The organism is Halomonas qinghailakensis, assembly GCF_025820815.1.
GTDB classification, from domain to species: Bacteria; Pseudomonadota; Gammaproteobacteria; order Pseudomonadales; family Halomonadaceae; genus Vreelandella; species Vreelandella qaidamensis.
On the sequence record NZ_CP096973.1, the window covers coordinates 3,426,787 to 3,443,058 of the forward strand.

Below are 16,272 nucleotides of genomic sequence, written 5' to 3' on the forward strand. Positions count from 1 at the left end.
TATTCCTTGTTGGTAGGGGTAATGCAAAATCGTTAGGTAATGCAGCGCTTAAGCTAGCGTTGAATGCGGCATTGTACGGCTAAGCGGGTAAAGCGGCAAAATCCTACGTTAACAGCTTGGCGTGTGTTGGTAATCAAATGTGCTAAACTCGCCAAGTTTTGTGGCTCGATAGCACTGGTTAATAACAGCATTTTCTTCGGCTATCGGTATGTTAGGACTTTGAGGGAACCTTCATGCAGCAAGTAGTACGCCGTTGGTTAACGGGGGCCATTGTAGGTGTCTCCATTGTAACGTTAAGTGGTTGTGGGACGCTTTTTTACCCTGAACGTAAAGGGCAATTAAGTGGTAATGTAGACCCGGTCGTGGCTATCGCCAACGGTGTTGGGTTACTGTTTTTCATTGTGCCGGGTGTCATCGCCTATGCCGTGGATTTCTCTAATGGCACTATCTACCTGCCCAGCGAGAGCAGTGCGTCGGTAGATATTCACCACTTAGACGACGCTATGGACGTAGCTGCATTAGAGAAGCTGTTATCAGATAAAGCTGGACAGCCGGTTAGTTTGGAAAACGAGTTGTTGATGATGGAAGAAGTGGCAAGCCTGGATGAAGCATTAGCCATGGTGAGGATGTCGGGCGTGATGGATGAAGAACGCCTCGCGACGATGTAACGCGTAAACCGCACGTCATTCCCGAGTCACCGTACGTCATTCCCGAGTGGGGTGATCGGGAAACCACCCTGACCTTACCCGCCGAGGCCGGAGTACTAACGTCAAACTGGATTCCCGCTAAAAGCATGCGGGAATGACAAGACGGCAGGCACGCGGGAATGACGGAGTGGAAAGTGTCATTCCCGAGTGGGGTAACCGGGAATCCACCTTGACCTTACCCGCCGAGGCCAGCGTACCAACATCAAACTGGATTCCCGCTAAAAGCATGCGGGAATGACAAGACGGCAGGCACGCGGGAATGACGGGGTGGAAAGTGTCATTCCCGAGTGGGGTAATCGGGAATCCACCTTGACCTTGGCCTGCAGCCGCCCGAAATCCCAGGTCAACATGGATTCCCGCTAAGGGCCTGCGGGAATGACGAGGGCGACACGGAGGGCTGGGGTGGAATCACCGTCAGGCACTTACCAGCCCATCGGCTAATGCCAGTCAGGCTTAACTGACTGGCATTAGCCCAGTAGTGAACGCTCTGGGGGCTTTTTACTAGCGCATTGTCTTATCTACGTCTAACCGTGTGGGGGCTTTGTCAGCTTTAGTACCACCAAGCCTGCTACAAGCCCCCAGAATGCGCCGCCTATACCTAGCAAAGTGATGCCAGAACCAGTGAGTAAAAAGGTGATAATGGCGGCATCTCGTTGCCTGCTATTCTCAAATGCATTTGCTAACCCACCACTTAAGGTGCCCAGTAACGCAATACCTGCTAGCGACATGACTAAGACACTGGGAAGTGTATTGAAGACGCCGGTAACTGTGCCCCCAAAGATCCCCATTGCAATATAGAACACACCCGCTGCCACGCCTGCGGTATAGCGTCTGCGCGGGTCGGCATGTGAATCTGGCCCAATACAGACTGCTGCGCTAATAGCCGCCATATTAAGCGCATAGCCACCAAAGGGGGCGAGCAAAAGCGTTGCACCCCCTGTCCAGCTGATAAGTGGCGAACTGTTTGGCTGATAGCCTGCTGCCCGGAGCACTGCTACACCAGGTAAGTTTTGGGTCGCCATGGTAATCACAAACAAAGGAATGCCAATGCTGATCAGTGTTGGCAGCGAAAAGACGGGCGTGATGAAAACAGGGGCTGTAGGTGTCAGCGGAATATTTTGTAGGTTTAGTTGGCCCTGCCACAGGGTAATTGCAATGCCGATTAATAGTACGCCGGGCACCGCGAGTGTCGGCCATAAACGTCGGCCTGCTACCCAGGCGGCTAACATAGCCAGTGGTAGCCGCCATTGGTTTTCCATAACGTTAAACAGCTCTAAGCCAAAGCGCAGCAGAATACCTGCCAATAAAGCGGATGCAATCGCGCTGGGTATATAACGCATCACGCGCTCAAACAACCCTGTTACCCCGCATAGCGTAATCAGCAGCGCAGAGAATAGAAAAGCACCGATAGCTTCTTCAATGGGAACGCCAGGAAGGTTCGTCGCCAAAAACGCTGCACCTGGCGTTGACCATGCTGTTAATAAAGGCATGCGATAGCGCAGCGAAAGCCCTAATGAGGTAATGCCCATACCAATACCCAGCGCCCACAGCCAGGAGCTAATTTGTGCGGTGCTGGCACCCGCAGCGGCAGCCGCTTGGAAAATGATCGCCGCTGAGCTCGTATAGCCAATGGTTACCGCCACAAAACCTGCGGTAACGGTCGAGACGCTGATGTCTTGCCAGAAAGAGGTGTTGGGCGTGTCATTGGTCGGCAGAGTTTGTGGCGCTTCCATTGTGTTGCCTCGCTAGCGCGGTAGTTTGTGCGTTATAACGCACGGTCGCAAGAGGCTATCATTGTGCGTAATAACGCACAAGTGTTAAGTGCCCGTGTGTATCAATGAATGAATCGGTAAACTACTTAGGTGAATATCGAGGAGAGCCTCATGGCAAGTGAGCCACACACCATTGCTGAACATGTTGCGGGAACCGTTAAAAAACTGCGCAAAGATCGTGGCTGGAGCCTAGATCGTGCGGCGAGTAAAACGGGGGTGAGTAAAGCCATGTTGGGACAGATAGAGCGTGGTGAATCAAGCCCAACGGTATCAACGCTGTGGAAAATTGCTAGCGGCTTTCGGGTGTCATTTTCAACCCTATTTGATGGCGACAAGCCTGCGCTAGGAGAACTTCACCGGTATGGCTGGGAGTCTGTTTGGGGCGATGATAGTGCTGGCATGCAGGCGAGGTTGCTATTTCCTTATGACCCGCTGTTGGGCTTTGAAATGTTTATGATTGAACTGGCGCCCGGAGCCATCAGTGAATCGTCTCCCCACGCTAGCGGGGTGGTAGAGCACATTGTCGTTGTCGAGGGTGAGATGGAGCTGCGCATTGACGAGCGCTGGCAAACATTGCGGGTTGGCGAGGGGCTGCGCTTTTTTGCCGACCGCCCCCACGCCATGCGTAACAGTACGACGACACGGCTACGGTTTCACGATGTGATTCACTATTTGCCAGGCGCTGCGTCAGGCTCTTGAGCATCGAGCACTTGCGAGCGTAACCAATTGAGTTCGTCAGCCCAAATGCCGGGTTCGACGGTTTCCAAAATCATCGGTATGTCATGAATGCGTTCGTCTTGCATGATCGTTGTGAACGCGTCCAGGCCAATATTGCCCTTACCCAGGCTGTGGTGGCGGTCTAAACGGCTGGCGAAAGCACTCTTGGCATCGTTTAAATGCATACCACGTAAATACTCAAAGCCGACCACCTTGCCTAGCTCATTCAACGTTGCCTTGGTGGCCTCGGCGGTACGCAAGTCATATCCGGCGGCGAAGGCATGGCAAGTATCAATACAGACGCCAACACGGGTTTTATCATCAACGTGAGCAATAATTTCTGCCAAATGCTCGAAGCGCCAGCCAAGGTTAGTGCCTTGTCCGGCGGTGTTTTCAATCACTGCCGTGACACCTTTTGTAGGTAACAACGCTTCGTTGATCGAGTCCGCAATGCGTTTGAGGCAGTCGGTTTCGCTAATTTTGTTCAGGTGACTGCCAGGGTGAAAGTTCAATAAGGTAAGGCCTAGTTGCTCACAGCGCTGCATTTCGTCTAAAAATGCCACGCGTGACTTTTCAAGCCCATCGGCTTCTGGGTGGCCTAAGTTAATCAGGTAACTGTCATGGGGCAAAATTTGTTCTGGGCCAAACCCATGGGTTTGGCAGGCGTGTTTAAACGCTACAATCGCTTCGTCAGTCAGTGGTTTACCTTTCCACTGTCGCTGATTTTTAGTGAAGAGGGCAAAGCCGTTTGCGCCGATATCGACCGCGCGTAACACTGCTTGATCAGCGCCACCCGCTGCGCTCACATGGGCACCAAGATAGTGCATGATTTTCCTTAGCAATTAGTTAGGCAGTGAGCGAATTTAACCGTGTTGCCGTCGATTATTCAAATAGCGTTGAAACGCTTCAGGCTCATCGGTAATCGCACTGGCTATTCCCCAGTTCCAACGGCTTTCAAACGCGCCTGGGTCGTTGGCGGTATAGCATAAAATTTCATAACCATCGCGGCGCATGGCAGCGGCCTGTGTATGTTTTAAGCGTGGCCAGTGGGGGTGAATGCTAAACGCCTCGACGGCTTCACATTGGCTACGCCAGGTAGGCGGTATACTGCCAAACAGTACGCCCAGCGCGAGTGCTTCTTTAGGTGCAATAAGGCGGCAACGAGCTAAGGCTTGGGCATCAAACGAGGACACAATCAGCCGTTCGGCGGGTAGGGCGGCTAATACGACTGGCAAGACGGTCTCCACTAAGGCGATGGGGTCGCGGCCTTTGTTTACCTTGATTTCTAAATTCACCCCCATGTTCAGCTCGTTCAATAGCGCTAGCATTGCCTCAAGGCTGGCCATCCTTTCACCTGCAAATGCATCGCCAAACCAGCTGCCAACGTCAAGCTGTTGCGCTTGTTGCCACGTCAGGCTGGCAAGTTCACCACGCTGGTCAGAACAGCGGTTAATATCGCTATCGTGCCAAATCACAGGGGTCCCATCGCCCAGTAGCTGAACGTCCAGTTCTACCCAGGTAGCACCTGCTTGGTGAGCGGCACGCACCGCCGTTAAGGTATTTTCAGGCGCGGCTGCTGAGTAGCCACGGTGGGCAATAAGCGTTGGCAAACAGATGGCTGGGTGCGTCATAGTCTATCCGTATAAACTGTCGATGTAGGCGGAGATGTAGGCGTAACCGATCAACGTTACCGTCGATAATGATAAGTAGTTTAGCATGCTGGCATGACAGCAATATGTCCTGTATGGATGGCTAATCGCTTGATTTTAATTGCTCAACGCGGTTGGATGGCCTGCTATATATCCAATAATTAACAATAGGAGTTTATCCAGATGCCAAAGCGTATCCAATTTTCAAAAACGGGTAGTTCAGAGGTGTTGGAGTGGGTCGAGACAGAGCCTAAAGCTCCCGGTGCTGGCGAAGTGCGCATTGAGAATAAAGCAGTAGGCCTGAATTTTATTGATATCTATTTTCGGACGGGGCTTTATCCTGCTCCCTCCATGCCTTCTGGCTTAGGGACGGAAGGTGCCGGGGTTGTCGACGCTGTAGGTGAAGGCGTTACCCATTTAAAAGAGGGAGACCGAGTAGCGTATGCCCAAGGCCCCTTAGGTGCCTATGCAGAATTGCATACGTTGCCAGCCGCCAAAGTGGTCAAGCTGCCGGACTTTATTGATTTTGAAACCGCAGCGGCCAGCATGCTGAAAGGCTTAACCGTGCAGTACTTGCTGCGCCAAACCTATGAATTAAAGGGCGGCGAGACCATTCTTTTTCATGCTGCTGCTGGTGGCGTTGGTTCGATAGCTTGCCAGTGGGCCAAGGCGCTGGGCGTTAAGTTAATCGGTACGGTTAGCTCAAAGGAGAAAGCTGACCTTGCCATGGCCAATGGGGCATGGGCGACGATCAACTACAGCGAAGAGAATGTGGTTGAGCGGGTGCGCGAGCTAACCAATGGTGATATGTGCGACGTCGTTTATGATTCGGTAGGAAAAGATACCTGGGAAATGTCGTTAGATTGTCTAAAGCCTCGTTCGCTAATGGTTAGCTTTGGCAATGCATCTGGACCAGTAGATGGTGTGAACATTGGTATTCTGAACCAAAAAGGTGCGCTGTATGTAACGCGGCCAAGTCTGAACGGCTATGCGGATACCCGTGAGCGTCTTGAAATGATGTGCGATGACTTTTTTGCCATGATCGAAAGCGGCAAGCTTCGTATTGATGTAGCCAATCGCTACCCGCTCCAGGATGCAGGAAAGGCACAAGATGCCCTGCAAAGCCGCAAAACAACAGGCTCAACTATTCTTCTGCCTTAGCCCGAATACCTGTGGAGTGCAATCAATGAGCCAGACGTTACCTAAACTTATCGATGCTACCCTGACCCTGGAGCACCGGGTGGCAACGCTGACCTTAAACCGCCACGATGTGCGTAATGCGCTAACGGGCACCGCACTGGTTGATGATATCGTCACAACGGCTGAGTGGCTGAATACCGCAAGCGACGTATCTGTATTAGTGATCACTGGTGCGGGATCTGCTTTCTGCGCCGGGGGTAACGTCAAAGACATGGCTGAACGTGGGGGCGATTTCGCAGGCGACGTAGCGGAAGTGGCTGAACGCTACCGTCGAGGTATTCAGCGCATACCGTTGGCGCTAAGTAACGTCGAGGTGCCAATTATCGCAGCTGTCAATGGCGCAGCCATTGGGGCGGGATTTGACCTAGCCAATATGGCGGATATTCGCGTTGCTTCTAGCAACGCCACGTTTGGTGAAACCTTTTTAAACCTAGGGATCATTCCAGGTGATGGAGGCGCTTGGTTTATGCAGCGTCAGATAGGCTATCAACGCGCTTTCGAGCTGACGCTTTCAGGCCGGATTATCAATGCCGAAGAAGCGTTAGCTTATGGTGTGGTATTGGAAGTGGTTGCACCGGATGCATTAATGACTACCGCCATGACTCATGCTACGCGTATCGCGGCACAGCCGCCAAAAGCGACCCGCTTAACCAAGCGGTTGATGAAATTGGCACCAGATATGGAGTTAAAAGCATTTTTAGATGTGTGTGCGGTTTTTCAAGGCATGTGTCATAACGAGCCGGAGCATCTTGAAGCGGTTGAGCGATTGCTAGCACGAATGAAAAAGTAGTTTTTAATCAACTGTTTTATATAAAAGCCTGGCCTCGTCAGGCTTTTTATTGTTCTGCTCTCCTAAGACTATACGGTCGTATAGTCATCATCTAATGTGTTGTTAGTTGGCGCATAAGCCGAGCGTACCCAACCCAAGGAGAAGGACATCGCATGATAATGGAAAGCATTGGGCTTACGCCCAGCACGCTGGTTTTTATCGTTTTGGGGTTAACGCTTGCTGCTTTTATGTGGGGGCGGTTTCGCTATGATTTAGTCGCGCTTGCGGCGTTGCTCGGTTCGGTAATGCTAGGGCTGGTTCCCGCAGATGATGCCTTTATGGGGTTTGGGCACCCGGCTGTCATTACAGTGGCCGCAGTGCTAGTGATTAGCCGTGGCTTTGAACGTTCTGGTGTCGTCGATATTATTGCCAACCAAGTTCTGAAAGTAGGTGAGCGACTGCTGCTGCAGTTGCTGGTGTTGGTTGGTACGGTCGTGGTGCTTTCTGGGGTAATGAATAATGTGGGTGCGCTGGCGCTGCTGTTGCCGGTGGCAATGCGTCTTGCCCGTGAACATAATACGTCGCCATCGCTACTGTTGATGCCGCTTGCTTTTGGTTCATTGCTGGGAGGTTTAACCACGCTGATTGGTACGCCGCCTAACATCATTATTTCTACCTACCGCGGCAATGTCACCGGTGAAAACTTCGGTATGTTCAGCTTTACCCCAGTGGGGGTAGTGGTAGCACTGGTCGGCCTTGTATTTATTGTGCTGGTAGGCTGGCGATTGACGCCTAAGCGCAGTGGACAGGCGTCGACCGAGGAAATGTTTGATACGGCTAATTACCTAGTCGAGCTAAAGGTGACAGAAGAATCAAAGGCCAATGGTCTGACACTGCATCAGCTTCATGATGAGCTAGAAGAGACTATTCCGGTACTTGCCGTGGTGCGGGAAGATAATCGCAGAGCCGGGTATTCATTTCATGGGGTGCTTCAAGAAGGCGATATTTTATTATTAGAAGCAGGGCCTGATGAATTAAAACTGCTAGAAGATAAAGTAGGGCTGAGTGCTATTGCAGAGCCAGAAGAAGATAATGAGACTGACCGTGATGAAGCTGATAGTGAAAACGGGGCTTCACAACCGTTGGATGAGCGCCAGCCTGTTGATACGGAGGGTTTGCAGTTAATTGAAGCAGTAGTGCGCAGCGATTCGATGATGGTTAATCGAAGCGTTCGCCAGCTGCGGCTAAACCAGCAATTCGGTCTGCATTTAGTCGCGGTGGCCCGCGATGGAGGGCGTTTAAAGCAGCGTCTTCGGGACATTCGTTTTCAAACAGGCGATGTTCTGCTGTTACAAGGCAGTGAAAACGAAATAGCTGATAGCTTAGCGACCCTGGGGTGTTTGCCGCTGGCCAACCGTGAACTTCATTTAGGGCAGCCACGAAAATTAGCGCTCTCGATTGGTATTTTTGCCCTCGCTATTCTTGCGATGCTATTTGATCTGCTGCCAGCAGCCGTTGCGATGAGTTCAGCAGCGCTGATTTCCCTGCTAATTGGTGTCCTGCCATTGAGGGAAGGATATCAGGCCATTGATGGTCCCGTGATTGTTCTTCTTGCGGCCATGCTACCGGTAGGAGAGGCGCTTGAAACGAGTGGTGGTGCCGACATTATTGCTGACGCATTACTCCGGTTTGGCGTTGAGTGGCCCATTATTGTTTCATTAGCGGGACTCTTTATTCTTTCAATGTTGCTTTCCAATGTCGTCAATAATGCCGCCGCCGCGTTATTAATGGCACCCATTGCTGCGAGTCTTGCCAAAGGCTTTGGCGTGTCACTCGACCCTTTTCTAATGGTGGTAGCGGTGAGTGCCTCCTGTGCTTTTTTAACGCCGATAGGCCACCAGTCCAATACTCTCGTACTTGGGCCGGGTGGTTACCAATTTGGTGATTATTGGAAGCTCGGATTGCCGCTTTCGTTAGTGGTGATGGTGGTCGCTATCCCTGCCATTTTATGGGTATGGCCCCTTTAATGGAGCAGTTACTTAGCGAGCACAAGAGGAGTGGCCCAATGTTCGTATTATTGAATTTCGAAAATTTGCTACTCTATAGCCCATAGAGAACAGCACTTATAAACCAATAAATAACGGACAGGCCGGGCTTATGAACCAACAGTTTCGCCAGGATGCCATCGTCGAGCTGGTACGCCAGCATGGCTATATGAGTATTGAGCAGCTGACCGATCACTTTGCAGTGACACCACAAACCATTCGTCGTGATTTAAATACGCTAGCAAATGAAGGGCGGGTGCGTCGTGTGCATGGTGGTGTAGGTATAGAGTCGAGTACTGTTAATACCGCTTATAGCACGCGTAAAACACTCCATTTAGAGGAAAAAGAGCGAATTGCGTACTGCTTGGCACAGCAAATTCCTCATCACTCTTCGCTGTTTATTAATATTGGTACCAGTAATGAAATGATTGCCCAGGCATTGCTTGAACACCAGGGCTTAGAAATCATTACCAATAATTTAAATGTGGCAGCTATTCTTCAGCACAAAGAAGATTTCACCGTGATTATTGCTGGTGGGCAAGTTCGCTCTCGCGATGGCGGGATTATTGGTGAAGCCACGATCGATTTTATCAACCAATTTAAAGTCGATTACGGCATTATCGGGATTAGCGGCATCGATGAGGATGGCTCGCTACTTGAATTTGATTACCAGGAAGTGCGTGTTGCCCAGGCGATTATTGCCAATTCGCGCCGCGTTTATTTGGCTGCCGATTACTCTAAATTTCATCGCAACCCAGTGGTTCGCCAGGGCAATATTTCTCAGCTTGATGCGTTATTTACCGATCGAAAGCCTCCCGAAGCCATTCAGCAGTTGTTGACCCAGCATGGCGTGGCGCTACATATCGCCTAAGTATGTTGCCTAATCAATGGCGTAGCATGGCCGCCAATGCGTTAAGGATAAAGGAGAGTATTTTCATACTTGAGCATTTGGGGCGGCTGGAGTAGCCTTGGATGATAATAAAGCGAAACAAAACATACAAAATCGAAAGAACCTACAACAAAGTGAACGCTATATGTCCTCCTTTATTCTCGCCATTGACCAAGGTACCACCAGCTCGCGCGCCATTTTGTTTGACCGCCAAGGCCAAATAGAGGCGGTTGCTCAACAGGAATTCCCCCAGCACTTCCCCCAAGATGGGTGGATAGAACATGATCCCGAAAATATTTGGGAGACTGTCATTGCCACTTGTCGTGAGGTGCTCGAAAAAGCGAGTATTTTGCCAGAGCAGATTGATGGAATTGGCATTACTAATCAGCGTGAAACCACGGTGGTATGGGATAGAGAGACGGGTAAGCCTCTCTATAATGCAATTGTTTGGCAAGATCGGCGCACCTCTGAGCTTTGTCAAACACTCCGCGATCAAGGGCACACTGAGGCAGTACAAGCGAAGACTGGCCTCTTGATAGACCCCTATTTTTCTGCCACCAAACTCGCCTGGATACTCGATAACGTCGCAGGAGCCCGCGAGCGTGCACAGCGCGGTGAGTTACTGTTTGGCACTATTGATACCTTTTTAATTTGGCGATTAACCAATGGTAAACAGCATGTCACTGATGCCACCAATGCGTCACGGACAGCTATTTTTAATATTCATAATCAAACATGGGATGAGGAACTGTTAGCGTTATTCAACGTTCCTGCCAACATGTTGCCTGAGGTAAAAGACTCCAGCGATGATTTTGGTACCACTGACGCGCATTGGTTAGGGGCATCTATCCCCATTGCCGGTGTTGCAGGTGACCAGCAGGCCGCGCTGGTTGGTCAAGCGTGCTTTCAGCCAGGGATGGGAAAAAGCACCTATGGCACCGGCTGTTTTATGATCGTCAACACCGGAGATACGCCGTCGGTATCACGCAACCGCCTATTAACGACGATAGGCTACCGAATTAACGGCAAGCCCACCTATGCAATGGAAGGCAGTATTTTCGTTGCAGGGGCGACTGTTCAATGGCTGCGAGATGGATTGAATTTGTTTGCGGATGCGTCAGAGACCGAGGCGCTTGCCAAAGAAACTCGCAGCGGACATAGCGTTTACTTGGTGCCAGCCTTTACTGGCTTGGGTGCTCCTCATTGGGATCCTAAAGCGCGAGGGGCAATTTTTGGTCTGACCCGAGATACTGGCATTGCCGAAATTGTTGCGGCAGGGCTTCAAGCAGTGTGTTACCAAACCCGTGACCTACAACACTGCATGAACGACGATATGGAAGCTACGCCAGGTAATCTACGTGTAGACGGTGGCATGGTAAAGAATAGCTGGGTGATGCAGTTCTTAGCCGATATGCTTAACGTTCAGGTAGATAGACCCACGATTCTTGAAACAACAGCGCTGGGAGCCGCTTACTTGGCAGGCTTGCGTTTGGGCTGGTACGACACACTGGAAGAAATTGAACAACTCTGGCGGTGCGAAAAGAGCTTTACGCCAACAATGCAAGAGACAACCCGGGATGCGTTATACCAAGGTTGGCTAGACGCCGTAAATCGCGTGCGTTCGAATTAACAACAATTTATTGGTCACTTCAATACGCAAAAGCCGCTATCGATGATAGCGGCTTTTTGATGTTGTTGATGGTTGATCAATGAGTATGCTGTGGCTCTGCTTGGGCAACGTAGGGCTGTGATGTGTCGCGATTCTCCGCAAAGTAGGTGGCAAAGCGCTCTTCCGCTTGATCCCCAAATAGAACTTGGCACGCCTCTTTCAGCCCCTTAGAGTGACGCAACTGCTCATGGTGGACAACCAACGAGACCTTAGCTCTTCGGCGCAAGAAGTCCTCCAATTGAGTAATCATTTCATGGTCCCGGGCATGCTCTAGTTCGCAACGAATATACTCGGTACCTTCAATGAGAATATCAGCCTCCGTAGGGTCTTGGCGGATCTTTTCTAGCATTTGCATGGCCTGCTCAGCATAACGACGCCATAGCCGCGAGGAGAGTGGTTCAGTGGATGTCGGGGCGGTCATCGCATCTAACCCCATCCGCTTAGCCTGATCCATAAATTGCTGTTTAACGGGCTCTGGCGGCTCACCATACCAGCGATAGTCAATATCGCTGAGGTTAACGCCTAATCTAACTACTTCTTCAGCGATTTCATCGCCTACATTCAAGCAGTCGGTTAATTTACCGCCAAAAATACTGATGTGGGCGCTATCCGCATTGGTATCGATCACGTGTTTACGCGACAGCTGGAGAAAATCGCGATCGCTACCTTGATCCGCTTTGATGGCTAGCGGGCGAACACCACAGCGTGTTGAAATAATATCGTCTTGTGTCAGTGGCTTTTCTAACGTTAGGCGCTTATTGATATTTTCTAATACGAAGTCGATATCTTCAGCAGTGACATCGACCTCTGGGTGTTCCATATGCGTATCAGTGGTGCCGATACAAGTACGGTTTCCCATAGGGATGACAAAAAACAGTCGTCCATCGTCGGCAAAGAACGCAAGAACCCGTTTTGTTTTGGTTAATTGCGGGACGATAAGGTGAATACCTTTTGAATAAAGGTGCTGATGGGTGGTTTTTTCTCCGGTGAGCGCGTTGTGCTGGTCTACCCACGGGCCAGCAGCATTAATTAATACTTTTGAGCGAATGTTAAACGTGCTGCCATCCATCACATTACGCGCTTTTGTTATCCAGTACTGTCCCTCGCGCTCAGCACCAAGAGACTCAACATAATTGGCTGCAATCGCTCCATAATTAAGCGAATGACGAACAAAATTAAATACAAACCGGGCATCATTATCGTGTAGATAGGCATCTGAGTATTCGAACCCGCCTATTGAACCTTCGATATCAATAATTGGCTCTTCTTGCTTAATGTTTTTAGGGGACAGTAAACGAGGCAACTTAGTAAAGCCGTTGCCCATGAGCCAGTAGAGCCAGGTACCCGCCCATAAGTACTTTGGCGAATGGCGGAAACCTTTGCTGATAGTGGTAAGAAAGCGAATTTCCTGAACGGTAGAAGGGTAACTTTTAATCAAGTGATTACGGCTTTTACACAGTTTACGAACTAATGCGAAATCCTTGCTTTCCATATATTTAATGCCCCCCCAAACTAAGTTAGAGGAGTGCATACTGGTGCTTCCCGCAAAATCACCGCGGTCTATTAAAGCGACCTTAGCACCTTTTCCTGCAAGCGCAGCGGCGGTCGCTGCACCATTAATGCCGCCACCGATGATTAGTGCGTCAAAGTCGTCAGTGTGCAATTTCTCAATATTCCGGTTACGCAGTTTCATAGCGGTTCCAATTAACAAAGAAAAAGCCCCGTATTTAGGTAGCGGTTTCAACATGACAACAAAGCAATAAGCCTAAGTAGACCAGCCAGCCCTGCTGTTATTTGCTTGCCGCTGATGAAACCTAGTGTCGGCCTGAAAGGGGCGGGCAACTGCCCGCCCAAAAGGATTAGCGGGTACCCGCTTCCATCCAAGCTTCCATCATTTCATCATAAGGAACGGTAGTTCCTTGCGGCATTTCATCATCAAGCTTCTGCTTAGGAGAGCCTTCTTGATCCAGCCAGTATTGCGGGTCGCGCTCTTCGTTAAGCATTGGGGCATAGCTGTCGAAGACGTTTGCGCGTGCTAAGCGGTGCATGGTGTTATCCATGTCTGCTGCTAGCTTATCCAAACCCTCTTGAGGAGTAACTTCACCACTCATTACCGGCGCTAGGTTTTGCCACCACAGTGGAGCCATACGTGGGTAATCGGGTACGTTGGTGCCCGTAGGTGTCCAGTTGGATTCGTTGGGGCTGCGGTAGAACTCAACCAAACCGCCAAGCTTAGGTGCCATTTCGGTCATCTGTTCAGAGAAAATGTCAGACTCGCGAATTGGCGTTAGGCCAGCCATCAGTTTTTCAAGTGAGGTTGTTTTGGCCACCGTAAACTGGGCAAATAGCCAAGCAGCGGTACGGCGATCTTCAGGTGTGGAGTCAAAGAATGTCCATGCCCCCACGTCTTGATAGCCTACTTTCATGCCTTCTTCCCAATACGGGCCAGTGGGGGAAGGGGCCATACGCCATAGCGGGTTGCCTTCATCGTCGGTTACTGCCACGGCAGGGTCGGTCATGTCTGCTGTGAAGGCGGTATACCAGAAAATTTGCTGGGCAATATGGCCTTGGGCGGGAACTGGGCCGGCCTCACCAAAGGTCATGCCTTGGGCTTCTTCGGGAGCGTAGTCACGAAGCCAATCAACCGCTTTTTGCATTGCAAAGACAGACGCTGGCGAGTTGGTCGCACCGCCACGGCTAACGCTAGCGCCTACCGGCTGGCTATCTTCGTTGACACGAATGCCCCAGTCGTCAACTGGGTTGCCAGACGGCACGCCAGGGCTGCCCATGCCTGCCATGGAGAGCCAGGAGTCGTGGAAACGCCAGCCAAGTGATGGATCACGACGGCCGTAATCCATGTGGCCATAGACGGTAGTTCCATCGATTTCACCGACATGATCGGTAAAGAACTCGGCAATATCTTCGTAAGCCGTCCAGTTGGTGGGCACTCCGAGATCATAGCCGTAAATTTCTCGGAACTGCTCTTGCAGGTCTTCACGCTGGAACCAGTCATAGCGGAACCAGTAAAGGTTAGCAAATTGCTGAGTAGGTAGCTGGAATAAGCTACCATCTGGGCCGGTGCCATACTGCAAGCCAATAAAGTCGTCTAGGTCCAGTGTGGGCAGTGTGTAATCTGCCCATTCGTTTTCCATTGCCTGCGTGAGGTTGATGGTAGTGCCATAGCGGATGTGCGTGCCGATAGAGTCGGTATCATTAACAAAGCCGTCATAGATGCTGTTACCTGATTGCATCTGGTTTTGCATGGTGTCGACAACGTCGCCTTCACCAATAATATTGTGAGTAATATTGATGCCGGTTAGCTCACTGAACGCCTCTGCCAGTACTTCGCTTTCATAAACGTGGGTGGTTAAGCCTTCTGCGACGGTTTGGATATCCATACCACGGAATGGCTCAGCTGCTTTTGCAAACCAAAGAAGCTCTTCAATTTGCTCTTCACGACTTAGGGTCGAGTTTTGGAAATGTTCGTCGACCAAGCGTTCCGCGATTGCCCGTGCATCGTGATCGTCGGCTATCAGTGTCCCTGATGCGAGCATAAGACTGGCGGCGAGAGTAGTAAGTTTGAACTTGTTATTACGCATGTTGACCTCGTTTTATTGTGTTCTTCCTTGATAGCATGAGCGTCCTTGATACTGCCGTACTTAACGCTAGGGCTATCCCCAGCGCATTAACACCAGCAGCCATACCGCTGATAGTGCCAGTGCAATCCAAATCGAAAGTGACGTGAATCCAATAACACCCAGGTGAATAAAGGCGGCTGACAACAGGCTAATAAACAGGCGGTCACCTCGGGTGGTCGATATAGGTAAAAAGCCTTTTCTTTCAATGCTGGGTGAACGCAGTTCCCAGATCGTCATGCCTGCTAACATGGCCGCAATGGAAGAAAAGAAAATAGCCGTCGGTAAGGTCCATACCATCCAGGACATGAGATTTACTCCTCTTAGGTGCGGCCCAGGGCAAAGCCCTTAGCGATGTGATTGCGTACGAAGTAAACCACTAGAATGCCGGGAACGATGGTTAACATACCGGCGGCGGCCAGTGTGCCCCAGTCGATACCCGAAGCCGTGGATGTTCTTGTCATAATCATGCCGATAGGCTGTGCATCGGTGGCAGTTAATGTTCGCGCCAGCAGCAGTTCAACCCAGGAGAACATGAATAGGAAGAACAGTACGACGCCGATACCAGAACTGATCATGGGAATGAAAATCTTGACGAAGAACTTAGGAAAACTGTAACCATCGATGTAAGCGGTTTCGTCGATTTCTTTAGGAACGCTGCTCATAAAGCCTTCCAAGATCCAAATAGCTAACGGGATATTGAACAAGCAATGCGCCATGGCCACGGCAATGTGGGTGTCAAATAGCCCAACAGAGTAATACAGCTGGAAGTAGGGCAGCAGGAAGACCGCTGGCGGTGCCATCAAGTTTGTTAATAGCCAGAAAAATAGGTGTTTATCACCGATAAACTTGTAACGGCTAAAGGCATAGGCGGCAGGCAGTGCCACTAACATGGTGATAATCATATTCATCACCACATACATGATGGAGTTGACATACCCCATGTACCAGCTTGGGTTAGTGAAGATGCCAATGTAATTATCAAAGGTCAGGTTCTGCGGCCATAGCGTCATTGACCCAAGGATCTCGCTGTTAGTTTGCAGCGACATATTGAGTAGCCAATAAAGGGGTAGCATCAGCAGCACAATGTAAATACCCAGTAGCACTCGCTTTCTTAACCGAGAGCGTGAGTTACGCTTGCGCCGCTCAGCTGCTGGAACCTTACTGAAAATAGTGTTGTATTTTTCACCCTGTTGGGTGTTTTCAAGTTGGTAAGTCAT

At 50.4% G+C, this 16,272-nt stretch carries 14 protein-coding genes; 7 read left to right on the forward strand and 7 right to left on the reverse strand.

Going from position 1 to position 16,272, the window contains the following annotated elements:
• The first annotated feature begins 233 nt into the window (after nucleotides 1–233).
• On the forward strand, nucleotides 234–668 hold the full coding sequence (locus M0220_RS15595; protein ID WP_264018169.1) for a hypothetical protein: 435 nt from the start codon (nucleotides 234–236) through the stop codon (nucleotides 666–668).
• A gap of 563 nt (nucleotides 669–1,231) precedes the next feature.
• On the opposite strand, the gene M0220_RS15600 is transcribed toward M0220_RS15595, so the two are convergent.
• Entirely contained in the window at nucleotides 1,232–2,440 is a 1,209-nt protein-coding gene (locus M0220_RS15600; RefSeq protein ID WP_264018170.1) for a benzoate/H(+) symporter BenE family transporter, read from the reverse strand.
• Nucleotides 2,441–2,590: 150 nt separating this feature from the next.
• Between M0220_RS15600 and M0220_RS15605 the strand changes: the two genes are divergently transcribed.
• Entirely contained in the window at nucleotides 2,591–3,178 is a 588-nt protein-coding gene (locus tag M0220_RS15605; protein ID WP_264018171.1) for a helix-turn-helix domain-containing protein, read from the forward strand.
• Here the strand turns inward: M0220_RS15605 and nfo are convergent.
• Together nfo and M0220_RS15615 are read right to left on the reverse strand one after the other, a co-directional pair.
• Nucleotides 3,148–4,023 carry a deoxyribonuclease IV gene (gene nfo, locus M0220_RS15610; protein WP_264018172.1) on the reverse strand — a complete coding sequence of 292 codons (876 nt, stop codon included), beginning with the start codon at nucleotides 4,021–4,023 and terminating at the stop codon, nucleotides 3,148–3,150. The two genes, M0220_RS15605 and nfo, sit on opposite strands and share 31 nt — an antisense overlap.
• 36 nt (nucleotides 4,024–4,059) lie before the next feature.
• Nucleotides 4,060–4,827: a glycerophosphodiester phosphodiesterase family protein gene (locus M0220_RS15615; protein ID WP_030072614.1), complete on the reverse strand. Its 768-nt coding sequence runs from the start codon at nucleotides 4,825–4,827 to the stop codon at nucleotides 4,060–4,062.
• 201 nt (nucleotides 4,828–5,028) lie between these two features.
• Between M0220_RS15615 and M0220_RS15620 the strand changes: the two genes are divergently transcribed.
• From M0220_RS15620 to glpK, 5 genes are all read left to right on the forward strand, one after another.
• Nucleotides 5,029–6,006 carry an NADPH:quinone reductase gene (locus tag M0220_RS15620; RefSeq protein WP_264018173.1) on the forward strand — a complete coding sequence of 326 codons (978 nt, stop codon included), beginning with the start codon at nucleotides 5,029–5,031 and terminating at the stop codon, nucleotides 6,004–6,006.
• A 25-nt stretch (nucleotides 6,007–6,031) separates the two neighbouring features.
• The gene (locus M0220_RS15625; protein WP_264018174.1) at nucleotides 6,032–6,835 is read left to right on the forward strand and encodes an enoyl-CoA hydratase-related protein; all 804 of its coding nucleotides are present in this window, start codon (nucleotides 6,032–6,034) and stop codon (nucleotides 6,833–6,835) included.
• A gap of 152 nt (nucleotides 6,836–6,987) precedes the next feature.
• Entirely contained in the window at nucleotides 6,988–8,841 is a 1,854-nt protein-coding gene (locus M0220_RS15630) for an SLC13 family permease (protein ID WP_264018175.1), read from the forward strand.
• Nucleotides 8,842–8,971: 130 nt separating this feature from the next.
• A complete protein-coding gene (locus tag M0220_RS15635) occupies nucleotides 8,972–9,730 on the forward strand; it encodes a DeoR/GlpR family transcriptional regulator (protein ID WP_030072622.1) in 759 nt (252 codons plus the stop codon).
• 163 nt (nucleotides 9,731–9,893) lie between these two features.
• Nucleotides 9,894–11,378 (forward strand): glycerol kinase GlpK, encoded by a 1,485-nt coding sequence (gene glpK, locus M0220_RS15640; RefSeq protein ID WP_030072624.1) that lies wholly within the window; start codon nucleotides 9,894–9,896, stop codon nucleotides 11,376–11,378.
• A gap of 76 nt (nucleotides 11,379–11,454) precedes the next feature.
• Here glpK and M0220_RS15645 read toward each other — a convergent pair whose 3' ends face one another.
• The 4 genes from M0220_RS15645 to M0220_RS15660 all read right to left on the reverse strand — a co-directional run bounded on the left by M0220_RS15645 (nucleotide 11,455) and on the right by M0220_RS15660 (nucleotide 16,272).
• The gene (locus tag M0220_RS15645; protein ID WP_264018176.1) at nucleotides 11,455–13,110 is read right to left on the reverse strand and encodes a glycerol-3-phosphate dehydrogenase/oxidase; all 1,656 of its coding nucleotides are present in this window, start codon (nucleotides 13,108–13,110) and stop codon (nucleotides 11,455–11,457) included.
• Between the two features lie 166 nt (nucleotides 13,111–13,276).
• The gene (locus M0220_RS15650; protein WP_264018178.1) at nucleotides 13,277–15,016 is read right to left on the reverse strand and encodes an ABC transporter substrate-binding protein; all 1,740 of its coding nucleotides are present in this window, start codon (nucleotides 15,014–15,016) and stop codon (nucleotides 13,277–13,279) included.
• 72 nt (nucleotides 15,017–15,088) lie between these two features.
• Entirely contained in the window at nucleotides 15,089–15,361 is a 273-nt protein-coding gene (locus M0220_RS15655) for a DUF2160 domain-containing protein (RefSeq protein WP_009724636.1), read from the reverse strand.
• Nucleotides 15,362–15,375: 14 nt separating this feature from the next.
• Nucleotides 15,376–16,272: a carbohydrate ABC transporter permease gene (locus M0220_RS15660; protein WP_030072630.1), complete on the reverse strand. Its 897-nt coding sequence runs from the start codon at nucleotides 16,270–16,272 to the stop codon at nucleotides 15,376–15,378.